We start from the raw sequence: 20111 nt of genomic DNA, 5'->3' as shown, positions 1-20111 counted from the left end.
AACATGGCATCCGCTGGCCGAGATGGCTCACCGGGAAAACGCCGCAAGGGCGCGCCCGCACAACAGCCGCGAACCAAGAAGACCCACCGCAAGGGGTCGTCGAAGCCGAACGCCGAAGTGGGCCGGATCCGGCTGAACAACGCCCGACCGGCGCGGCACCAGACACCTGAGCACGGCGAGGGTGCCGGCGCCAACTACGTCGAAGACGGCGTCCGCCTGCAGAAGGTGCTCGCCCAGGCGGGGGTGGCCTCGCGCCGCGGCGCCGAGGAACTGATCGCGGCGGGTCGTGTCGAGGTCGACGGGGAGATCGTCACCGAGCAGGGGCTGCGCATCGACCCGGACACCGCGATCATCCGCGTCGACGGTGCCCGCGTGATCATGGACGAGACCCGGCAGTACCTCGCCTTCAACAAACCCAAGGGCTGGCAGTCGACGATGTCCGACGACCAGGGCCGTCCCTGCGTCGGTGATGTGGTCGCCGAGCGGGTCATGGCCGGTCAGCGTCTGTTCCACGTCGGCCGCCTCGACGCCGACACCGAGGGTCTGCTGCTGCTGACCAACGACGGTGAACTCGCGCACCGGTTGATGCACCCGTCCTTCGAGGTGCCCAAGACCTACCTCGCCACGCTCAAGGGCGAGGTGCCCCGCGGGATCGGACGTCGCATGCGCGAGGGCGTCGAACTCGACGACGGCCCGGTGACGGTCGACAAGTTCACCGTGATCGAGGTCCACGAGGGCCAGTCGCTGGTGCGGATCACCCTCCACGAGGGTCGCAACCGCGTGGTGCGGCGCATGATGGACGAGGTCGGCTTCCCTGTCGTCAAACTGGTTCGCACCCATGTCGGTTCGGTCGCGTTGGGTGAGCAGCGCCCGGGCAGCCTGCGCGTCCTCGGCAACGACGAGGTCGGTGGACTGTACAAGGCGGTCGGCCTGTGAGCGACGGAGCTTCGGAGTCCGCCGGCGGGACCACGCATGTCGTGGCGATCGACGGTCCGGCCGGTACGGGCAAGTCCTCGGTGTCCAAACTCCTGGCCGCCGAGGTCGGCGCCAGCTATCTCGACACCGGCGCGATGTACCGCGCAGTGACTCTCGCCGTTCTCGATGCCGGTGTCGCGCTGGATGATCCGGCCGGAATCGCCCGCGTGGTCGCCGACGTCGCCATCGAGTTGGTCCCCGATGGGGACGGCGCCAAGGTCTTCCTCGACGGGCGCGACGTCTCCGGGCCGATCCGCACCGACCACGTCACCAGCGCCGTCTCCGCGGTCTCGGCGGTACCCGAGGTGCGCACCAAACTGGTTGCGCTGCAACAGCAGAATGCGCAGGGCCGGTTCGTGGTCGTGGAGGGGCGCGACATCGGGACCGTGGTGTTCCCCGACGCCGACGTCAAGATCTTCCTCACCGCGACACCCGAGGCGCGGGCCGAGCGCCGGCACAAGCAGAATCTCGCCGGCGGTCGCGACAGCGACTACGACGCGGTGCTGGCGAGCGTGAACCGCCGCGACCATCTCGACTCGACACGCAAGGTCTCGCCGTTGCGCGCGGCCGACGACGCGACCGTCGTCGACACCAGCGACAAGACCCTCGACGAGGTGCTCGCGGAACTGAGCGGCCTCGTCGCGACCCGGATCGGAGCAGTGGAACGGTGAGTGACGACTACTCGAACGACCTCGCGGCGCTACCCGGCGACGGCACCTGGTCGGACGAATCCGACTGGCAACTGACCGATGTCGGGGGAGCCGACGACGCGTCCGGTGTCGAACACATGCCGGTGGTCGCGATCGTCGGGCGGCCGAACGTCGGCAAGTCGACGCTCGTCAACCGCATCCTGGGGCGTCGTGAAGCCGTGGTCGAGGACATCCCCGGCGTCACCCGGGACCGGGTGTCGTACGCGGCGTCGTGGTCGGGCCGGCGGTTCACCGTCGTCGACACCGGTGGTTGGGAACCCGACGCGAAGGGCCTGCAGCAGGCCGTCGCCGCGCAGGCCGAGCTGGCGATGCGCACCGCCGACGCGATCGTCGTCGTCGTCGACGCCACGGTCGGCGCGACCGCGACCGACGAGGCTGTCGCACGGGTCCTGCGACGCTCGAAGACCCCGGTCATCCTGTGTGCCAACAAGGTCGACAGCGAGCGACTCGAGTCCGACACCGCATCGCTGTGGTCGCTGGGACTCGGTGAGCCGTATCCGGTGTCGGCCGCACACGGCCGCGGCGCCGGTGATCTGCTCGACATCATCCTGGACAAGCTGCCCGAGACCCCGCGGGAGGCACCGACTCTCGGTGGCCCGCGTCGCGTCGCCCTGGTGGGCAAGCCGAACGTCGGCAAGAGTTCGCTGCTGAACAAGCTCACCGGCACCGAGCGGTCGGTGGTCGACAATGTCGCCGGGACAACCGTGGATCCGGTCGACGAACTCGTCGAACTGGGCGGCAAGACCTGGAACTTCGTCGACACCGCCGGTCTGCGCCGCAAGGTGCGGACCGCGAGCGGCCACGAGTACTACGCGTCGTTGCGGACGCGGTCGGCGCTCGACGCGGCCGAGGTGGCGATCCTGCTGATCGACGCGTCGGAACCGATCACCGAACAGGATCTGCGGGTGCTGTCGCTCATCATCGAGAGCGGCCGCGCCCTCGTGATCGCGTTCAACAAATGGGATCTCGTCGACGAGGACCGCCGGTACCAGCTGGACAAGGAGATCGACCGCGAGCTGGCCCGCGTGCCATGGGCGCGTCGGGTGAACATCTCGGCGTCGACCGGCCGGGCCGTCCAGAAGTTGGTCCCCGCACTGGAATCCGCGCTCGACTCATGGGACAAGCGCATCTCGACCGGCCCGCTGAACAACTGGCTCAAGGACGTCATCGCCGCCAATCCGCCGCCGCTGCGCGGTGGCCGGCAGCCGCGCGTGATGTTCGCGACCCAGGCCTCGGTGCGGCCGCCGACCTTCGTGCTGTTCACCACCGGCTTCCTCGAGGCGGGCTATCGCCGGTTCCTGGAGCGGCGCTTGCGCGAGGAATTCAACTTCGACGGTTCGCCCGTCCGGATCAACGTCCGCGTCCGCGACAAGCGGGAGCAGCGCCGCAAACGCTGATCACCGTCCGGCGACTCCACCACCGTTGGGCAGGTCCGCCACCGCGCAGGTGGCGGACCTGCCCATCTCCGGTGGATGTGTCGCGTGCCGGTGGCGCACGACACCTGCTGTGAGATACTGCGTCTCGTGCTCATCCTGGCAATCATCGTTTTCGGCATGGTCATCGGCGCCCTGGCGCAGATCCTCCTCGGCGGCAAGAACCTGCGCACCGTCGACTGGGGTCTCGCCCTGGTGGCCGGCATCGTCGGCTCCTTCGTCGGCGGGCTGCTCATCAGCCTGCTCTCCGGCGACGGGCTCGAGCTCCGCCCGAGTGGCATCATCGGCTCCCTCGTGGGTGCCGTTCTGGTGACCGCCGGGTGGATCTTCTTCAAGAAGCGTTCGACCGTCTAGCAGCCGGTGTCAGATGTAGCGCTTCGTGGCGGCAGAAGCAACGACACACTACATCTGGCCACCGGCCCGAATTGAGGCCTGACCAGGCGATTGGTTCGGAACCGTGCTCGTCGGCTAGGCTTTACATCGCTCCGCTTCTCCAGGGAGCAACGGGCTGTGGCGCAGTTTGGTAGCGCACTTGACTGGGGGTCAAGTGGTCGCAGGTTCAAATCCTGTCAGCCCGACAGAAAACCCCGGTGAGCGTCGCTCACCGGGGTTTTGTTCTCAGAACCATCGACCGCTCACACGACCAGCGGCACCGCGACGTCGGCGCCGCCTTCCTCGGTGATCCGGGCACCCATCTGCGTGTACGTGGGCGCGGTGATGAACCCACCGGCGAGGAGTGCCTCACCCTGGCGGAACCCGGGCGACTCCGCCAGGAGGTGTTCGGGTACGAAGCCGAAGGTGTCGGCCAGCTCGGCGAGATCGCGTGGGGCGTTCATCCGCATCAGGCACAGGTTGTCGCACTGGGACAGGACATTGGGGTGGATCTTGGTCGGCCGCTGGGTCGACAACAGCAGCCAGAGGCCGAACTTGCGTCCCTCGGCCGCGATCTGCACGACCCGGTCGATCAACGCCTGCTCCACCGCGCTGGTGGCCTGCGGTGGGCAGATGTTGTGGGCCTCGTCGATCACGATGAGTATGGGGCGCCGCTCGTCGCGGTGGGCCCAGAGGTGTTCGAGCACACTGAGAGCGGCGACCTTCGGTTCCGCTGGGTGGGCGAACCCACCCAGGTCGAGCACGGTCGCCTGGGGTCGCTCGTCGATGACGTCGGTCGCTGCGAGGTCACCCCGCGCCCAGAGTGCCCAGTCGAGGACCTGCAGATTCTCGATACGCTTGGCCAGCCGCTGATGTCCGGGGTCGGCGGAACTGCGCAGCGCATCGAGGTAGGTCGTCTGGTCGGATGTCTCGGTGAGCGTGGCGTCGGCGTGCAGCAGGACGTTGTACTCGTCGGCGTCGGCGATCGGATCCAGCTGCAGGACCGCGGCCTTCGCGGCCAGGGGCAGGGTCAGGAATCGCGTCCGCAATTGCGGTCCGTCACGTCGCGTCGAATGCAGGACCCGGATGTCGGATGCCGCGATCGCATCCGCGGCGGCGGGGTCCGCGGTACCCCGTGTCTCGGGCAACCGGGTGAAATCCGCGTTCGGATCGAGGATCAGCAACGGGAGTCGGGTCCGGAGCAGCAGCTGTTCGAGAACCACCCCGAGCGCGTAGGTCTTCCCGGAGCCGCTCTGGCCGCACCAGAAGGTGTGCCGATTGAACTTCTCCGCGGTGAGGAGGACGTCGGTCGTCGCGTTGTCGCGATGGCTTCCCACTGTCAGCTGAACCACGCCCGTACCTTACTGGCACGGGCGGGATTCCATCGGATTACGGAGCGGTCAGCTCCTTGCGGAGAACGAACGCCCGATCGCCGGTCTCGGGGTCGCGCAGCGGGAACCCGTGCCGGGCATAGAAGCGGTGCGCGTCGACGTCGGGTTCGTCGACCTCGATCTCGAATTCCCCGGCGCCCCGTCGCGCCGCCTCGGCAACCGCGGCGGTGAGGACGGCACCACCGAGTCCGCGGCTGCGTTGGCCAGGCGTGGTGTACATCTCGTCGAGCAGGGCGATGCCGCCGTCGACCCAGACGTTGGTCCGGATGGTCACCAGACCCAGCGAGGTGATCGGGTCGCCGGCCACGATCGCGAAAGTCGAACTGCGCGAGAGCAACTCGGTCAGCCGACCAGCTAGGAAGGCCGGTCCGGGCGACGGTTCGCCGTACTCGCGGTTGAAGGCGTCGAGCAGCTCGGCCATGGTCGCCGCGTCGGCCGGTGTCGCCACTCGCGGGCTGTAGGGCTCGTTCACGGTCACCACCGTAACCGCCCACCCGACGAACACCGGCGCAGGTCAACCCAGGGCGCCGAACCGGGCGAGTAGCCGGTCGACCGCACTGCAGTCCTGCAGGACTCGCCGTCGATCAGGATCCTCGGCGGACTCGCGCAGCATCGTGGCGCCGTCCGGGATCTGCTCGGCGGCGAGAATGGCCGACCACGCGGCGGTGTCGGCAGCCGTGAACGCGTCGACGCCGTCGCGCAGCGCATGCGCAAGGATGAGCCGGTCGTCCGGGCCGAGCCGGTCGTGGACCATCGCGATCATCTCACCGGCGACCGAGCCGTGCGCGCGCTCGTCGCGGCGGTGCAGGGCGACGGTGGCTTGGTGAACCGGTTGGATCGTCCGATCCTCGGCGATCAACGTGAGGTAGTCCCCGATGGAGGTCTCGGCGACCGTCGCGTATGCCAGGGTCGTGAGCGCCGCGGCTCGTGGCGACTCCGCACGTGCGAGCGCAGCCCGATGGCGGCGCACCATCAACGACTCGGGCAGTGTGGCATCCGGGAGCGTCCAGGCACGCCGACGGCGGGTCAGCGCGGAAGCGTTCAGATGCATCAGCGTGTGGTACTCCTCGTCGACCATCGACTGGACGACCGCCGCCCTCCCGGCGTCGGAGAACCCGGTGCCGAAGGCGTCCCGGAACAGCAAGCCGAAACCGGGTGTGACCACGTCTTGTTCGATGTAGACGACGTTCTTGTTGTAGGCGATCCACCCCCACGCCCGGACCCGGGACCGGCAGTTCTCGTCGAGCCCGTTCCATCCCGGATGTCCGGCGAAGGGGAGCAGTGTCTCGGGATAGTCGACGCAATCGTCGTCGTAGAGATCGTCCATGGTCGGGCCGTCGAGTTCGGGCTCGGTGCGGCGCACCGTGGCCCGCCGCGACCAGCTGCGCACCAGCCCACGGATCACCGCCGTCTCCACCGGGTCGGCGGCGTCGTGGTCGGGCAGCGTGCCGGTCACGACGCCAACCCGGCGAACAGTCGCGCGCACAGCCCGGCATACTCGCTGCCGCGATCGCCCAGCGGCGCTCCGGCCCGGGCGAGCAGCGCCGTGAACTCGTCGGCGTCGCTGTCGCAGGTGGCGGAGACCCGGGACACCGCACGCGCCAACGCATCCCGGGCCGTCGACGCGCACGGGTTCGACGACTGCACGTCCCGGTACACCTCCGGTGTCCCACCGGCGACGCGCGCCAGCATCGCCGACATCGTCATGAACGGCGGGGTGGCCAGTGTCGCCGCCTCGTCGGCCTCGACGCCGAGATCGGCGAGCGCGACCCCGAACGACAGGATGGTCGCATGGGTGAGGGCCTGCACCGCGGCGCACAGGCGGTCGTGCCGATCGGCGGTGGTGACCTGCACGCGAGCGCCCCACCTCGCCAGGTCGTCGATCAGGCGGTCCACGCCGGGTCCGTCGCGATGGACGACCACCGCAATCGCGCGGCCGGGCAGACCGAGGGACGGGGCGAACATCGGGTTCACGCCGACGGCCGGGCCCGTTGTGGCGCAACGGCTCTCGTCCAGTCCGCCGACGGCCGCCGCGAACCGGGTCTTCACCGACAGCGTCTCCACCAGCATCGCGGTCGGGCGCATCAGTGATCGCACCGTCCCCAGCGAGGCGACGGCGACATTCTCCGGCACCGCGAGGACCACGATGTCCGCCGCGCGCACCCGCGCGGTCGCCTCTGGGCCGGGGGCACGGATGTCGTCGCCGGAGGTGGCGTCCAGGATGTGTACGAGGTCGCCGCCGCTGCGCCACCGGTCCGCGAACATGGATCCCACCGCCCCTGCTCCGCCGGCCACGACCACCGACCGCGCACCGGGGCCGGCCGATTCGGTCACGAGTCGCTCTCCTCGGCGACGGACAGGCAGCGTCGCATGGTCAGGGCCTTGACCATCGTCTCCTCGAACTCCTCGTCCGGATCCGACAGCGCGACGATCGCACCGCCGACGCCGAAGGTCACCTCGGAACCGGTCGCCACCATCGTGCGGATCACGATCGACAGGTCAGCGGTTCCGGTGAGCGAGAAGAAGCCGATCGCCCCCGAGTACACGCCCCGCGGACCCGCCTCGAGTTTGTCGATGATCTCCATCGTGCGGATCTTCGGTGCGCCGGTCATCGAACCGCCGGGAAAGGCCGCCCGCACACAGTCGACCGCCGACACCCCGTTCCGCAGCGTCCCCCGCACGGTCGACACCATTTGATGCACGGGTGCGTAGGTCTCGATGTCGAACAGTGACGGCACATGCACCGACCCCGGGACGCAGACACGCGACAGGTCGTTGCGGACGAGGTCCACGATCATCAGGTTCTCCGACCGGTCCTTCTCGCTCGCCCGTAGCGCGGATCGCAAGTGGTGGTCCTCGGTGGGATCGGCCGACCGCGGCCGTGTCCCCTTGATCGGCTTCGACTCGACCGTCCCGTCGGCACCGATCTTCAAGAACCGTTCCGGCGACGCGCTGAGCACCGACATCCCGGCGAACTGCAGCAGGGCGTTGTAGGGCATCGGGCTGATCTCCCGCAGACACGAATACCCGGACACGGGGTCGAGGCTGCGGTGCACGGTCGCCGAGTTCGTCAGACACACCTCGTACGACTCCCCGGACCGGATCTCCGCCAGACAGTCCTCGATGAGCCTCAGGTACGTCTGGCGGTTGTGGCGGAACACGATCGGCACCTCGTGGGGCGCCGGGACCAGCGGGGGAGTCGTCGCCGGAGCGGGTGTGGCGGTTCGCATCTCCCGAATGGTCGACGCCGTCTCGTCCAACCACGTCGCGACATCGGGATCCGGGCTCTCGACTGCTTCTAGTGCGAGCACATACGCACACCCGTGTCCGTGGTCGATCACCACCGCGCGGTCGGCGAACACGAGCGCCGCGTCGGCCTGCTCGGAGGCATGCGCCAGCTGGCCGCCGGTGTCCGCTTTGAGCTCGTAGCCGAGATAGCCGACGTACCCCAGACAGAACGCGAACGGCAGCTCAGGTTGCGCAGCCACCGCACGCGCCCGCAGCTGGGCGTCGAGGTAGTCGAAGAAGGTGCTGCGGACCTCCTCCGCTGTACCGTCCGAATGTTCGACTCGCACAGTCATTTCCGGGACCCGGTAGGTCACATACTCGGCGTGGGGGCCCGAGCAGTCTCCCATGACGGAGTAGCGACCGTCGGTCTCCTCGGCCGCCGACCGGTCGAGCCAATAGCTGTTCGGGCCACCGGCGAACAGTCGTTCATAGACGCTGTTCGGGTCCACCACGTGGTCCACCCGAACCGATCGGACCCGGTATTCCTCGTGCCGATTCCCCGTCGGTTCACTCCCCGCCGATTCACTCGTCGACGCCTCACTGGCCGGGCGCTCCGTCGTCGCCGACGCCCGACTCGCCCCGACCGAGACCCCGCGGTGCGCTCGCACCCGTGTGGCCGCCGCGAAGTTGGCCAACAGCTCCCGGCCGTACTCGCTGCAGATCGACTCCGGATGGAACTGCACCCCCCACATCGGCAACACCCGGTGGCGCACCGCCATCAGGACGCCGTCGTCGGACCACGCCTGCTCCTCCAACTCGTCGGGGACATCCACCACCGCCAGCGAGTGATACCTGACCGCCCGGAACGGGGAGGGCAGTCCCGCGAACAAGCCGCGGCCGTCGTGGTGGACGGCGCTGAGTCGTCCGTGCCGCGGTTCGGGGGCCCGTACCACCGGGCTGCCGAACACATGGCACAGGCCCTGGTGGCCCAGGCACACCCCGAGCACGGGTAGTCCGCTGTCGGTCAGCGCCCGTGCGCTGATCCCGAAGTCGCGGGGGTAGTCCGGACGGCCCGGGCCGGGGGAGACCACGACGTTGTCGAAAGCTGTCAGGTCCACCGACGTCCAGGGCACATCGTTGGCGACGACGACCGGCTCCCGGCGGTTGACCTGGGTCAACAACGCGTACAGGTTGTACGTGAACGAGTCGTAGTTGTCGATCAGCAGTGTGCGCACCGGGTCCACCTCAGTCCGCGCTCGCGACGGCGGACGGGTGTCGGGCGGGGTCACGATCCGGCCCCGCTCGCTGCGACGTCTCGGTCCCGACGATCAGATCCTCGACCCGACAGGTCTCCGAGATCATGAGGTCGTAGAGGGCATGCAGGAAATCGGTGGACAGATCGTGATCGATGGCGAACCGGTGGGCGTGTTCGTGTACAGCGCCGACCCGGCGCGGCTGCATCACCGGGATGGCGTGCCGTCGTTTGAGTTCCGCGATGCGTGTGCAGACCTCGATCCGGGCCCGCACGTCTTCGAGCAGACGGTCGTCGATCCCGTCCAATTCCGTTCGCAGGGCTTCCAGTTCGCGTGCGGTGGTGTCGTCTCCACCCGGCGCACGGCTGTTGATGTTCGTCGATCGGGTCATGGCGCGACCACCTAGCAGTGTCCGAAAGTGCGGCCCGCCGACTTGACCCGCCCGACATGCGGCGCCTGCCCCCGTGCGGCATTGCGCCCGGCCCGCGTTCGCGAACCGCATCCCCGACTCGGTCCATGGTCGCACCGAGCGTGCATGTCGCGAGGGGCGTTGACGTCACCAGGTGATCACGATTCGCCAACGACCAGTACGTCAGCGCACGAGATCCGTTGCCGGGGCGGCGGTTCGAATGCGGCAAGTCCGACCTTCCGGGCGTCGTTGCCGAGACCCTTTGCGGCGCTTACTTTCCGGCGTGCCGGAGGTGTCCGTAGAGGGCGGCGCGATAGCCGCGTGTGTAGCTCGGTTCCTCGTCGTCGGGGTCCGGCGGACACGCGAGCGTCGACGACGCCAGTTGTCGCGCCCACGGCGCGGGAAGCGCACCGAGATCGGCCGCGGCATCGACGAAACCTTGCTGGAACAGGTCCGGATCGAGGTGCTCGTCGAGTTCGGCGTCGAAGATCGGGAACGAGGTGGGCAGGCGCGTGACGACGCCGTACTCGGTGACGATGTCGAGTTCGGGGAGGTCGGAGTCGGGATTCTTCAACGGACCGAACGCCTCTCGGCCAGGGTGCGATACAGGGTCGCGCGGCTCACCCCGAGCTCTTGCGCGATCCTGGGTACGGAAACCCCCTGCGCGCGCATCTGTTCGGCGCGCACCACCTGATCGGCGTCGAGCGCCCGCGGCCGGCCGATCGCCGACGTGGACCCACGCAGGGTTCTCGGCGTGGAACGGTCCGACCGTCTCGGCGCGTCGTCGTCGAGTTCGGCCAGCGACGCCAGCACCGCGACGATCATCGCTCCGGCCGGGTCGGCGGTGTCGATTCCCTCGCGGAGCGAGCGCAGTCCGATGCGGCGCCCGGCCATCTGGTTCGCGACCTCCATGACCTCGCGAACGTTCCGGCCGAGGCGGTCGATGCCGACGACCACCGTGGTGTCGCCGGCTCGCGCGTAGTCGAGGAGGGCGGCCATCCCGGGCCGCTGACCCGCGGGCGCGGAGCGATCGGTCGCATCGGTGTAGATCCGCGCGGGGTCCACCCCGGCATCGGTGAGCGCGTCGATCTGGGGCGCGAGCGCGTGGGCACCGGGGGAGTCGCGTGCGTAACCGAGGGCCATCCCCGACGGCTGTGTTGCGTCTGCTGTCACCGCGACAGCGTATCTCAGAAGTATCGAGACAGACTCAAAAGACGGGCCGGTAATTCGAGATGTTCGTGCCAAATAAGGATTGAAGGTCTTGATAGTCGCAAAAAGAGTCTCGAAATAGGCGGGATGACTCAGGTGCGGCCGCGTTCGGGGTTCACCAGTTCGCACCGTTTCACCGCGTTGTGCCGCGCGGGCGCCGCGCCGGCGTTACCGTCGCACCACGGTCGTCGGAGGAGGTACATCCATGGGGCTCGCTCACTCGGACAGTCACTCGACGAAACCGCGCCTCGTCGAGACGCCGACCGGGCCGGTCGAGTATGTCGACGTCGGATCCGGGCCGCCGCTGGTGTTCGTGCACGGGTCCCCGGGTGGCTGCGACCAGGGGGTCCCGATGACGCGCTTCCTGGCCGGGGCGCATCGCGTCCTCGCGGTCTCCCGACCGGGCTACCTGGGTACGCCCCTGGGCGGCGACAATCGAGATCCGGCCGCGCAGGCGGAACTGGTCAGGGCGGTGCTGGACTCGGTGGGGATCGATCGTTTCGGGCTGATGTGCTGGTCCGGTGGCGGGCCCGTCGCCTACTCGTTGGCGGCTGCGCTGCCCGAGCGGGTGTCCGCGATCGTCGCGGTCGCTGCGGTCAGCACCCGATTCGATCCGCGGAGCAGCCTGCGTGGACGACTCGAACTGTCCGAGGAGAAACTCCTCTTCAGCCGTTTCGGTCAGTGGCTGGCGACCACGGTCGCGTCGAAGGCGCCGTCCACGGCCATCTCGACACTCCTGTCCGGTGAGGGAGACCTGTCGCGTGTACAGATCAGGGCGCTCACCGCGGAGATCATCGCCGATGACGACCAGCGCACGCTGGCAATCGATCTGTTCGACACCGTGTCGGGGTCGCGAAAAGCTGGCTTCGACAATGACTTCGACCAATTTCGCGAACTCGACCTACCGCTCGCGGAGGTGACCGCACCCGTGCTGGCGATACACGCCCGAACCGACGCCGACGTCCCGTTCGATCAGAGTGTCCATGCCGCGCAGACGCTGCCCGATGCTCGCCTCGAAGCCGTCGACGAGGGAACGCACCTGTCGTTGTGGCTCGGCTCGGACGCTCCAAGGCTGCAGTCGCTGGTCGTCGAACATCTGTCCGGGGCGTCGCGCACATGACGCTCGACGCTCGAGGATGCCGGATCACGAACTCACGTCGCGTGCGACATCGGTCCGCTGATGCGACTTCGATCGAGGTCGCGTAGACGGATCGATGTCGCATGCGACATCGATCTCAGGGTCGGCGTAGTCGGCTGGGCTCCTGATCAGAACAGCGTCGGCGGGAGAGCGCCCTCGAACTCGAGCAGCCAGCGTTTGGTCGCCAGACCCTGACCGTCCGCGCCGCCCGAGTAGCCGCCGAGTCCGTCGCCGGCGACGACGCGATGACACGGGATGATCAACGGCAGGGGATTGATCCCCATGATCGTGCCGACGCCGCGCGCAGAGACCCGCGTGCCGCTCATCGCCGCGAGTTCGCCGTAGGTGACCGTGTCGCCGTGGGCGACCGTCCGGTGCAGCGTCGACAGGACCGCCCGGGCGGCGTCCGACATCCGATCGAGATCGACAGGCAGGTCGAACTCGGTCAGGTCACCGGCGAAATAGGCGCGGATCTGTCGAATCGCCTCTGCGAGAACGGGATCGATGGTCTCGTCATCGGTCGGTACGTCGGTGGTCACTCGCCAGGCCACGCGCACGACGGCCGATCCATTGCTGTCGACGGCCACGGTGCCGACCGGCGTCGGTACGAGAGCACGGCATGGTGTGGTCATCGGTGAGATCTCACGGTCGAGGTCAGGTCCGGCCACACAGTATCGGAGAGTCACGACACAGACGGCGCTGCGGGGAATACCCGGCCGAGCTGTGGTGTTCCGCCCACCATGAGTGCTAACGCAGAGTTGAGTCCTGAAGGCTGGGTCCGCGAGCAGACCGAGAAGATCCTGGAGCAGGGCACGACCGACGGTGTGACCGTGATGGACCGTCCGATCGTCCTGTTCACCACGACCGGCGCGAAGTCGGGCAAGAAGCGCTACGTCCCGCTGATGCGCGTGGAAGAGAACGGCAAGTACCTCATGGTCGCCTCGAAGGGCGGCGCGCCCGAGCATCCGGCGTGGTACCACAACGTGAAGGCGAACCCCCAGGTCACCGCGCAGGACGGTACCGAGGTGAAGGAATTGACCGCGCGCGAGCTGAGTGACGGCGAGGAGCGCGATCACTGGTGGGAGCTGGCCGTCGCCGCCTTCCCGCCCTACGCCGAGTACCAGACGAAGACCGATCGGCAGATCCAGGTGTTCGTCCTCGAGTGAGCGTCGCGCTGCATCGATAAAGCCCCCGACCGTGGTCGGGGGCTTTACGCTGTCTCAGGTCGTACTTTGTCATCAAAGGGGAGTACTGACCCCCGGGGTCACGAGAAGCGGATACTCAGTGTGGCGAGACCGAAGATCTTGCGGCCGCCCGACTTGGCCACCACGATCACGACGCCCGTCCGGGTCGCCGGATCGAGCGACTTGATCCGCCCGCTGTAGTCGATCTCGCCGCCCTCGGCGCCGGACACGACGGCGGGCTGGGACAGGCGCACCGCATAGCGGGTGACGGCACCCGGGTCGCCCGACCACGACGACACGAAAGCGGCCCCGAGCCCCATGGTCAGCATGCCGTGCGCGATGACATCGGGCAGGCCGGCCAGTTTCGCGCTCGTCTCGTCCCAATGGATGGGGTTCGCGTCGCCCGCGACACCGCCGTAGTTGACCAGATCGCCGCGCGACAACCTGATCGTGTGCAGAGGCAGTTCGTCGCCGACGTTCAACTCGTCGAAGTTCCGTGCGCCCGAGGTGCGCCCGCTGTCGTCAGCGGTGCGGACGTCAGCGTCGGGACGGACCGTCCGCACGTATCGCTCCGCCGCTTCGTCGTGGCTGAAGATGTTGACGTCGTGCATCATCACCTTGCGGACCGCACTGCTCAACTCGGGGTCGACCTCGTCGGCGGTGACCCCGACGACCGTCGTGTGCATGGTGTGGACACGCTCGCCCGAGGCATCGGTCATGGTGTTGGTCACGGTGATCAGGTCTTTGCCCGCGATCCGGCGGACACTCGTCAGCTCCACGTCCGTCGTCAGTTCGTCGCCGGCGACGATCGGGCGGTGCTGCTCGAAGACCTGCTCGGTCTGGACGTAGGTGTCGTAGCCGACGATGACCTTCTCGAACAGCTCCCGGTTCGCCGCCATCGCCGGGATGGAGGTGAAGGTGAGCGGCGCGACGAGACCGGAATAGCCAAGGGCGGCTGCGGCTTCGGGCTCCCAGTGGGCGCCGTGGTAGTCCTGGACCGCGCGTGCGTACTCACGCACCTTCTCGCGGCCGACCTGATACGAGCCGTCGAGCACGTAGTAGTGGCCGACGCGGGATCCGATCCTGGAGGGATCGTCGGTGGTCGTGGCGGTGGTCGTCGGGGTGTGCGTCACCCCGAACACGCTAACGGTGTGCGCATTCGAGTCCAACTCCGGAGTAACTCTCCGACGCCGCGGTCAGCGCCGGAGACCTTTCCCGTGGGCGTACTCGGCCGGGCGACCCGAGGTCTGCCAGTCGTGCCAGTTCTCCCGATGGCGGCACATCCACTTCTCGTGAAGTCGACGGAATCGAGGTGAGAGTCGACGGGTGGTTTCGACGACGATCACCACCGGTAGTCGGAGCACGATGACGAGCATCCCCGGAACCGGACTGGGCATCCGGTAGCGCAGCCGCGTCGTGGGCAGCATGTAGATGCTCGAGTACGCCGCGTACATCGCCGCGTTGTATGTGCCGCGCAACCGCTGCAAGCCGGTCGACCCGCTCTTCGCGAACGCGGCCGGGAACGACTCGATGAGCTCTGCGCCGTCGGCCCCGGCGTCGTGGGTGCGGGTGGACGTGACGAAGGCCAGCAATCGCAACGAGTCGGCGATCGTCTCCGGATACCACTGCGTGCGCACCCCGAGTAGGTGGCCGAGGTAGCGCTGATAGTGCAGCAGAACGCGGATCTCGCGGGGTGTCGTCTGAACTCCGGTCAGCCACAGCGCCATCGCGGGCACCACGCTGCCGCCCAGCAGGGTCAGTAGTTGATAGGACTGACTGATCGGGTCGCCCCAGCGTTGGCGGTCCCATTCCGGGTGTTCGGCGACGGTGCGCCGGACCCACACGTGCATGATGCGTACCCGCATCGCCGTCGCACGACCCTCCGACCCCGGCGTGAGCAACGCGTCGGGTTGCGAGACGTCGATCCAGAAACGCGAGGTCTCCAGGAACCGGCGCAGAGCGTTGTCGCCCGCATAGCCCCCGGCCAGCGAGAGCGGTTTCGCGACCGCGGCCTCGGTGTACATCTCCAGGGTGATCCCCCCGGCGACGCTGAACAGCCCGGTACCCCACCGGCGCCAGATGGCCTCGCCCTCCGCGATCAGCTCGGGGTCGACCCAGTAGGGCACCATCTCGAATTCCTCGAACAGGTCGACCAGTGCCGGCGGGGGATCGTCGATGCTGTCCAGGCCGTCGGTGAGTGCCTGATCGAGCAGGGCCCGGGCCGCCTCGCCGCCCAGCGTGCCGTAGACCTCGTCGACGAAACGTTCGGCCACGGGATCGGTGCGGAACATGTCCTCGGCGAAGGTGCGGAGGTTCTCCGGCTCCGGGAAAAGGTCTTTGCGGGTGAACTGCCGTACCAGCCCCCGGACGCCTCGCAGACGCCGGTTGGTCATCGCGGACTCGTAGGCGACCGCCGCCGGGAAGGCAGGAGTATCGGGTGACGGCGAGGTGGACACAGGACTCCTGACGTGAGACGGATTCCTAGATGTGTATCACCCGCGGTGCTCCGCTGACCAGTCGGCGACGGAGTCTTGACTTCAAGTGAACTCGAAGTTGCACCGTGGTGGGACATCCAACCAACTCGTGGAGGTATCGATGCGCCGCGTATTCGCCGACCTGTGGGAGACCAGCTCCGACAACCCGTTCCCGGGACTGACCACGCATGCCTACCTGTGGAGGTCGGCTCGAAACGTCCTCTTCTACTCGGTTGCGTCGGATTCCGAGTTCGATGAGCTCTACCGCCTGGGCGGGATCGACGAGCAATATCTGTCGCATCATGATGAGGCCGGGCCGCTGCTGGCCGCGATTAACGAACGATTCGGGACGACACTGCACGCTCCTGCCGCCGAAGCGGACCGGATCGGCCGCTACGCGCGGATCGGGGTGGGGCTCGCGGACCGGCACACGGACGGCAACGGGGTCGAGGCGATCCCGACACCCGGCCATTCCCCGGGTAGCACGAGCTACCTGGTGCACGGCGCCGACGGCGACCGCTACCTGTTCACCGGGGACACCCTCTATCGAAGCGAGTCGGGGCGGTGGACCGCCGGGTATCTCCCGGGCATCAGCGATGCGGAGCAACTCGCGACGAGCCTGCAACTGCTGGCGACGCTCGCCCCGGACGTCGTCATATCGAGCGCGTATGCGGGGGAGTCGGCCGTTCACCGTGTCGACACGTCCACCTGGACAGCCGGTGTCACCGAAGCGATTCTCGGCCTGCAGGTGGCTGCGGACCGAAACGCCTAGTCGAACAGCCGCCGGAAGAGATTGGTCTCGGCGAGGTCGACCAGTTCGTCGCCGCGTCCGGACAGTACGGTGCGGAGCGCGTACAGCGTGAAGCCCTTGGCCTGGGCGGCGGTGATCGTCGGCGGGATGGACAGCTCCTGGCGAGCGGTGACGACATCGAGCAGCGCCGGACCATCGTGGGCGAGGAACTCGTCAACCGCACCGGCCAGGTCGTCCGGCCGCTCGACGCGCCGACCGTGGATACCGAGCGACTCCGCCAGCGCGGCGAAGTCCGGATTCTCCAGATCGGTTCCGTAGTTGACGAATCCGGCCGCCTTCATCTCGACCTCGACGAAGTTCAGCGACGAGTTGTCGAAGACGACGATCTTCACCGGCAGGTTGTTCTGCGTGATGGTCAGCAGCTCGCCGAGCAGCATCGCGAGCCCGCCGTCGCCGGCGAGCGCAACGATCTGGCGGTCCGGGAAGGCGGTCTGTGCGCCGATCGCCTGGGACACGGCATTGGCCATCGAGCCGTGGGTGAACGAGCCGATCAGGCGACGGGCCCCGTTCATCTCGAGGTAGCGCGCCGCCCACACCACCGGTGAACCGACGTCGGGGATGAACACCGCGTCGCGGTCGGCTTTCTCGCTGATCAGGCGAGTCAGGTACTGCGGGTGGATCGGTGCCCGGTTGCGGTCGTTGTCGGCGAGGTCGTCGAGGCGGCGCCGTGCCGTGGCGTAGTGGGCCAACGAGGTCGACAGGTGTTCGGAGTCGCGGCCGGTGGAGATTTTCGGCAGGAGCGCTCGGGCGGTGTCGCCGACATCGCCGACGAGTGGCAGGTCGACGGGGCAGCGTCGACCGATCTGCTCGCCACGGATGTCGACCTGGATGATGGTCGCCTTCGACGGATAGAACTGTTCATAGGGGAAGTCGGTGCCCAGCATGAGCAGTGTGTCGCACTTCTCGATCGCCCGGTATCCGGACGAGAAGCCTAGCAGCCCGGTCATTCCCACGTCGTAGGGGTTGTCGTACTCGATGAATTCCTTGCCCCGCAACGCGTGCACGACGGGGGCCTGCAGGGCACGGGCGAGCTCGACGACCTCGTCGTGAGACCCCTGCACCCCCGCCCCGGCGAGAATAGTCACGCGCTCGGAGGCGTTGAGAGTGTCTGCGGCGCGGTCGATCTCGGCATCGGTGGGCCGGGTGACCCGCGGGATACGGCGGATGGGGGCGCCGGCGCGCCGTTTCGGGCACGGCGCCAGGAAGGTCTCGCCCGGGATGACGAGGACCGCCACATCCTGTTTCTCGACCGCGGTGCGCAGGGCGATGTCGAGCAGGCGCGGCATCTGGTCGGGCGTGCCGACCATCTCGCAGAAGGCGCTGCATTCCCGGAACAGCTGCTCGGGGTGGGTCTCCTGGAAGTAGCCGGTGCCGATCTCCGTCGCCGGGATGTGCGCGGCGATCGCCAGGACCGGGACACGACTGCGGTGTGCGTCGAACAGTCCGTTGATCAGGTGCAGGTTGCCGGGCCCGCAACTTCCCACGCACACCGCGAGTTCACCGGTGAGCGCGGCTTCGGCGGACGCGGCGAACGCCGCCGACTCCTCGTGTCGCACATGCCGCCATGAGATGGTGTCGTTTCTCCGCAGGGCATCGGTGAAACCGTTGAGTGAATCACCGGGCAACCCGTGGACGTGCCGGACTCCGGCGCGCTCGAGTTCCTCGACGATCCTCTCCGCGACTGTGGGCGGCATAACGATCCGTTCGGTCGGCGGCGGTGTGCCCCGACTATAGACGCGGCGCGCCGGTGTGACCTCCGAAGAATTCGACCCACCCTGATTCGCCGACATGTCTCCGCTGCCAGACGGTGTGAGAATCGATTGCATGCCACGACGCGGTGAACCACTCCGGAAGCTCGGTTTCCTGACGATCGGACGCTTCGACGGTGACGACCCGCGCCCCGGCCACCTCGAGACGCTGCGGATGATCGAGCTGGCCGAACAACTCGGCTTCGACAGCGTGTGGGTGCGCAACCGGCATCTGCAGTACGGCATCTCCTCGCCGGTGGCCCTGCTGGCGGCCGCGGCGGTGCGCACCAGTCGCATCGAGCTCGGTACCGCGGTGATCCCGCTCGGTCTGGAGAATCCGCTGCGGCTGGCCGAAGACCTGGCGACGGTCGACATCCTCAGCGGGGGACGGCTCAACCCGGGGGTCTCCGTCGGTGTGCCGATGCGCTACGACGACTTCAAGACCGCGCTGTACCCCGAAACCCATGCGCTGGAGAACTTCTCGAAGGACCGGGTGGTGAGGCTTTTGGACAACCTGCGGGGCGAACCCGTCAGCGACTTCGAGGGCACCGTCGGGATAGAGACGTTCTCCCGACGGGTGCAACCGCATTCGCCGGGTCTCGCCGATCGGGTCTGGTACGGAGGTGGATTGAGCTCGGCGATCTGGGCGGGCCGGCAAGGCATCAACTATCTGACCTCGTCGGTGGTGACCACCGAGGGCACGGAGTCGCGCGACTTCGCGACCATCCAGGCCGAACACATCGACGCCTACCGTGCCCATCACGTCGATCCCGACCGTGCGCGCGTGTCCCAAGGGCTCGTGGTGATCCCCACGGATTCCGCGACCGCGGACCAGATCCGCAAGTACCGGGCGTATGCCGACAGTCGGTTCGAGCGCACGCTCACCCCGCAGGGCCCGCGGGGCCTCCTGTTCTCGCCGGACCTCGTCGGACCGTCCGATGAACTCGCCGACAGACTGTATGAGCACGCGGGATTCCAACGCGCCACCGAGGTGGCCTTCGCATTGCCGTTCTCCTTCGACGAGCCGGACTACCTGCAGATCGTGGGTGATCTCGCCGGGCAGCTCGGACCGGTACTCGGATGGACGCCGGCCACCGGGAATTCGTGACGAGAAACTCTGCGATGAACCATCTTTCGCTACGGGACGATGGTGGACTCGACCGGTTGACGCAGCAGGGTCCGAAGTTTCTCGGGAGCTACTCGGCGGAAGTCGCTGAAGTAGATCTCATGGTGACGGCCCGACATACGTAAGCCGTTGTCGGGTATGAACCGATCGTGCATCTCGGCCAGCACCGGCCCCTCGTCGTCGAACGGCCCGTGGTGCAGCGTCTGAACACACGACCCCTCGGCCAACGACTCCGTGCGTAGATCGGCGAGACGCGGCGGCGGCTTCTTCGCGCCGGCCTCGCGAACAGCGGCGTCGAGCAGATCCTCGCCGATCCACTCGGGGACCATCAGCATGAGGGTCCAACTCCAGCGGCCCTTGTCCCGGGCGCCGGTGAAGGTGCTCATGTCGTCGGCCCACCAGAGCCCCTCGAGTGGCGGGACGACGTAGTCACGGCCGAGTTCACGACTGCTTGCGAACTTCAGCTTGTACGCAACCGGATACAGCGTCTCGATCGACGCCGCGAACTGTGGTGTCGAGTTGGGGTCGCCCGATCCGTCGATCATCAGGTAGCGCATGGCCGGAACGTCGAGAATGCGGAACTGGCCGCGCCGCGCCTTGTACGAGTCGAGCGTCTTCTTGAAGTCCACCTTCTCGGGCACGCCCTCGAC

21 protein-coding genes and 1 tRNA gene are annotated in these 20111 nt (G+C 67.8%); 9 read left to right on the top strand and 13 right to left on the bottom strand.

Going from position 1 to position 20111, the window contains the following annotated elements; translation table 11 throughout:
* The first annotated feature begins 3 nt into the window (after positions 1–3).
* The 5 genes from LEL84_RS04840 to LEL84_RS04820 all read left to right on the top strand — a co-directional run bounded on the left by LEL84_RS04840 (position 4) and on the right by LEL84_RS04820 (position 3696).
* On the top strand, positions 4–936 hold the full coding sequence (locus LEL84_RS04840; RefSeq protein ID WP_058253158.1) for a pseudouridine synthase: 933 nt from the start codon (positions 4–6) through the stop codon (positions 934–936).
* Positions 933–1646, top strand: coding sequence for a (d)CMP kinase (gene cmk / locus LEL84_RS04835; RefSeq protein ID WP_058253159.1), 714 nt, complete (start codon positions 933–935; stop codon positions 1644–1646). Before LEL84_RS04840 ends, cmk begins: the two co-directional genes overlap by 4 nt.
* Entirely contained in the window at positions 1643–3082 is a 1440-nt protein-coding gene (der, locus tag LEL84_RS04830) for a ribosome biogenesis GTPase Der (RefSeq protein WP_058253160.1), read from the top strand. The genes cmk and der overlap by 4 nt, the downstream gene beginning before the upstream one ends.
* A gap of 126 nt (positions 3083–3208) precedes the next feature.
* Positions 3209–3472, top strand: coding sequence for a GlsB/YeaQ/YmgE family stress response membrane protein (locus LEL84_RS04825; protein WP_065629874.1), 264 nt, complete (start codon positions 3209–3211; stop codon positions 3470–3472).
* Between the two features lie 150 nt (positions 3473–3622).
* Positions 3623–3696: transfer RNA gene (locus LEL84_RS04820), tRNA-Pro, on the top strand.
* A 57-nt stretch (positions 3697–3753) separates the two neighbouring features.
* Here LEL84_RS04820 and LEL84_RS04815 read toward each other — a convergent pair.
* The 8 genes from LEL84_RS04815 to LEL84_RS04780 all read right to left on the bottom strand — a co-directional run bounded on the left by LEL84_RS04815 (position 3754) and on the right by LEL84_RS04780 (position 10914).
* The gene (locus LEL84_RS04815) at positions 3754–4842 is read right to left on the bottom strand and encodes an ATP-binding protein (RefSeq protein ID WP_068972167.1); all 1089 of its coding nucleotides are present in this window, start codon (positions 4840–4842) and stop codon (positions 3754–3756) included.
* 37 nt (positions 4843–4879) lie between these two features.
* A complete protein-coding gene (locus tag LEL84_RS04810; protein WP_226513460.1) occupies positions 4880–5353 on the bottom strand; it encodes a GNAT family N-acetyltransferase in 474 nt (157 codons plus the stop codon).
* A gap of 42 nt (positions 5354–5395) precedes the next feature.
* Complete coding sequence (locus LEL84_RS04805; RefSeq protein WP_226513459.1) at positions 5396–6337, bottom strand: diiron oxygenase; 942 nt, start codon at positions 6335–6337, stop codon at positions 5396–5398.
* The gene (locus LEL84_RS04800; RefSeq protein WP_226513458.1) at positions 6334–7215 is read right to left on the bottom strand and encodes a prephenate dehydrogenase dimerization domain-containing protein; all 882 of its coding nucleotides are present in this window, start codon (positions 7213–7215) and stop codon (positions 6334–6336) included. The genes LEL84_RS04805 and LEL84_RS04800 overlap by 4 nt, the downstream gene beginning before the upstream one ends.
* Positions 7212–9353 carry an aminodeoxychorismate synthase component I gene (pabB, locus tag LEL84_RS04795; RefSeq protein WP_226514244.1) on the bottom strand — a complete coding sequence of 714 codons (2142 nt, stop codon included), beginning with the start codon at positions 9351–9353 and terminating at the stop codon, positions 7212–7214. The genes LEL84_RS04800 and pabB overlap by 4 nt, the downstream gene beginning before the upstream one ends.
* 1 nt (position 9354) lies before the next feature.
* Complete coding sequence (locus LEL84_RS04790; RefSeq protein ID WP_226513457.1) at positions 9355–9753, bottom strand: chorismate mutase family protein; 399 nt, start codon at positions 9751–9753, stop codon at positions 9355–9357.
* A 289-nt stretch (positions 9754–10042) separates the two neighbouring features.
* A complete protein-coding gene (locus LEL84_RS04785; RefSeq protein WP_065629820.1) occupies positions 10043–10345 on the bottom strand; it encodes a hypothetical protein in 303 nt (100 codons plus the stop codon).
* A complete protein-coding gene (locus LEL84_RS04780; RefSeq protein WP_065629821.1) occupies positions 10342–10914 on the bottom strand; it encodes a recombinase family protein in 573 nt (190 codons plus the stop codon). Before LEL84_RS04780 ends, LEL84_RS04785 begins: the two co-directional genes overlap by 4 nt.
* A gap of 271 nt (positions 10915–11185) precedes the next feature.
* Between LEL84_RS04780 and LEL84_RS04775 the strand changes: the two genes are divergently transcribed.
* On the top strand, positions 11186–12100 hold the full coding sequence (locus tag LEL84_RS04775; RefSeq protein ID WP_226513456.1) for an alpha/beta fold hydrolase: 915 nt from the start codon (positions 11186–11188) through the stop codon (positions 12098–12100).
* A 146-nt stretch (positions 12101–12246) separates the two neighbouring features.
* Here the strand turns inward: LEL84_RS04775 and LEL84_RS04770 are convergent, their stop codons facing one another.
* Positions 12247–12750, bottom strand: coding sequence for a methylated-DNA--[protein]-cysteine S-methyltransferase (locus LEL84_RS04770; protein ID WP_068972186.1), 504 nt, complete (start codon positions 12748–12750; stop codon positions 12247–12249).
* 108 nt (positions 12751–12858) lie between these two features.
* Here LEL84_RS04770 and LEL84_RS04765 point away from each other — a divergent pair, with 108 nt between their 5' ends.
* Entirely contained in the window at positions 12859–13284 is a 426-nt protein-coding gene (locus tag LEL84_RS04765) for a nitroreductase family deazaflavin-dependent oxidoreductase (RefSeq protein WP_226513455.1), read from the top strand.
* Positions 13285–13382: 98 nt separating this feature from the next.
* On the opposite strand, the gene LEL84_RS04760 is transcribed toward LEL84_RS04765, so the two are convergent.
* Both LEL84_RS04760 and LEL84_RS04755 read right to left on the bottom strand, forming a co-directional pair.
* Positions 13383–14435, bottom strand: a complete 1053-nt coding sequence (locus LEL84_RS04760; RefSeq protein WP_226513454.1) for a fused (3R)-hydroxyacyl-ACP dehydratase subunits HadA/HadB — start codon at positions 14433–14435, stop codon at positions 13383–13385.
* Positions 14436–14498: 63 nt separating this feature from the next.
* Complete coding sequence (locus LEL84_RS04755) at positions 14499–15758, bottom strand: oxygenase MpaB family protein (protein WP_226513453.1); 1260 nt, start codon at positions 15756–15758, stop codon at positions 14499–14501.
* 139 nt (positions 15759–15897) lie between these two features.
* On the opposite strand from LEL84_RS04755, the gene LEL84_RS04750 reads away from it, so the two are divergent.
* Positions 15898–16548: an MBL fold metallo-hydrolase gene (locus tag LEL84_RS04750; RefSeq protein WP_226513452.1), complete on the top strand. Its 651-nt coding sequence runs from the start codon at positions 15898–15900 to the stop codon at positions 16546–16548.
* Here the strand turns inward: LEL84_RS04750 and poxB are convergent.
* Entirely contained in the window at positions 16545–18281 is a 1737-nt protein-coding gene (poxB, locus tag LEL84_RS04745) for a ubiquinone-dependent pyruvate dehydrogenase (RefSeq protein ID WP_226513451.1), read from the bottom strand. The two genes, LEL84_RS04750 and poxB, sit on opposite strands and share 4 nt — an antisense overlap.
* Positions 18282–18411: 130 nt before the next feature.
* On the opposite strand from poxB, the gene LEL84_RS04740 reads away from it, so the two are divergent.
* A complete protein-coding gene (locus LEL84_RS04740; protein WP_226513450.1) occupies positions 18412–19443 on the top strand; it encodes an LLM class flavin-dependent oxidoreductase in 1032 nt (343 codons plus the stop codon).
* A gap of 29 nt (positions 19444–19472) precedes the next feature.
* On the opposite strand, the gene LEL84_RS04735 is transcribed toward LEL84_RS04740, so the two are convergent.
* Positions 19473–20102, bottom strand: a complete 630-nt coding sequence (locus LEL84_RS04735; RefSeq protein ID WP_065629880.1) for a GyrI-like domain-containing protein — start codon at positions 20100–20102, stop codon at positions 19473–19475.
* Positions 20103–20111 lie beyond the last annotated feature (9 nt).

This window comes from Gordonia sp. WA4-43, from assembly GCF_020520305.1.
Classification (GTDB): Bacteria; Actinomycetota; Actinomycetes; order Mycobacteriales; family Mycobacteriaceae; genus Gordonia; species Gordonia hongkongensis.
Note: the sequence above shows the minus strand (reverse complement) of the source record. Positions and strands in the feature narration are given on the sequence as shown.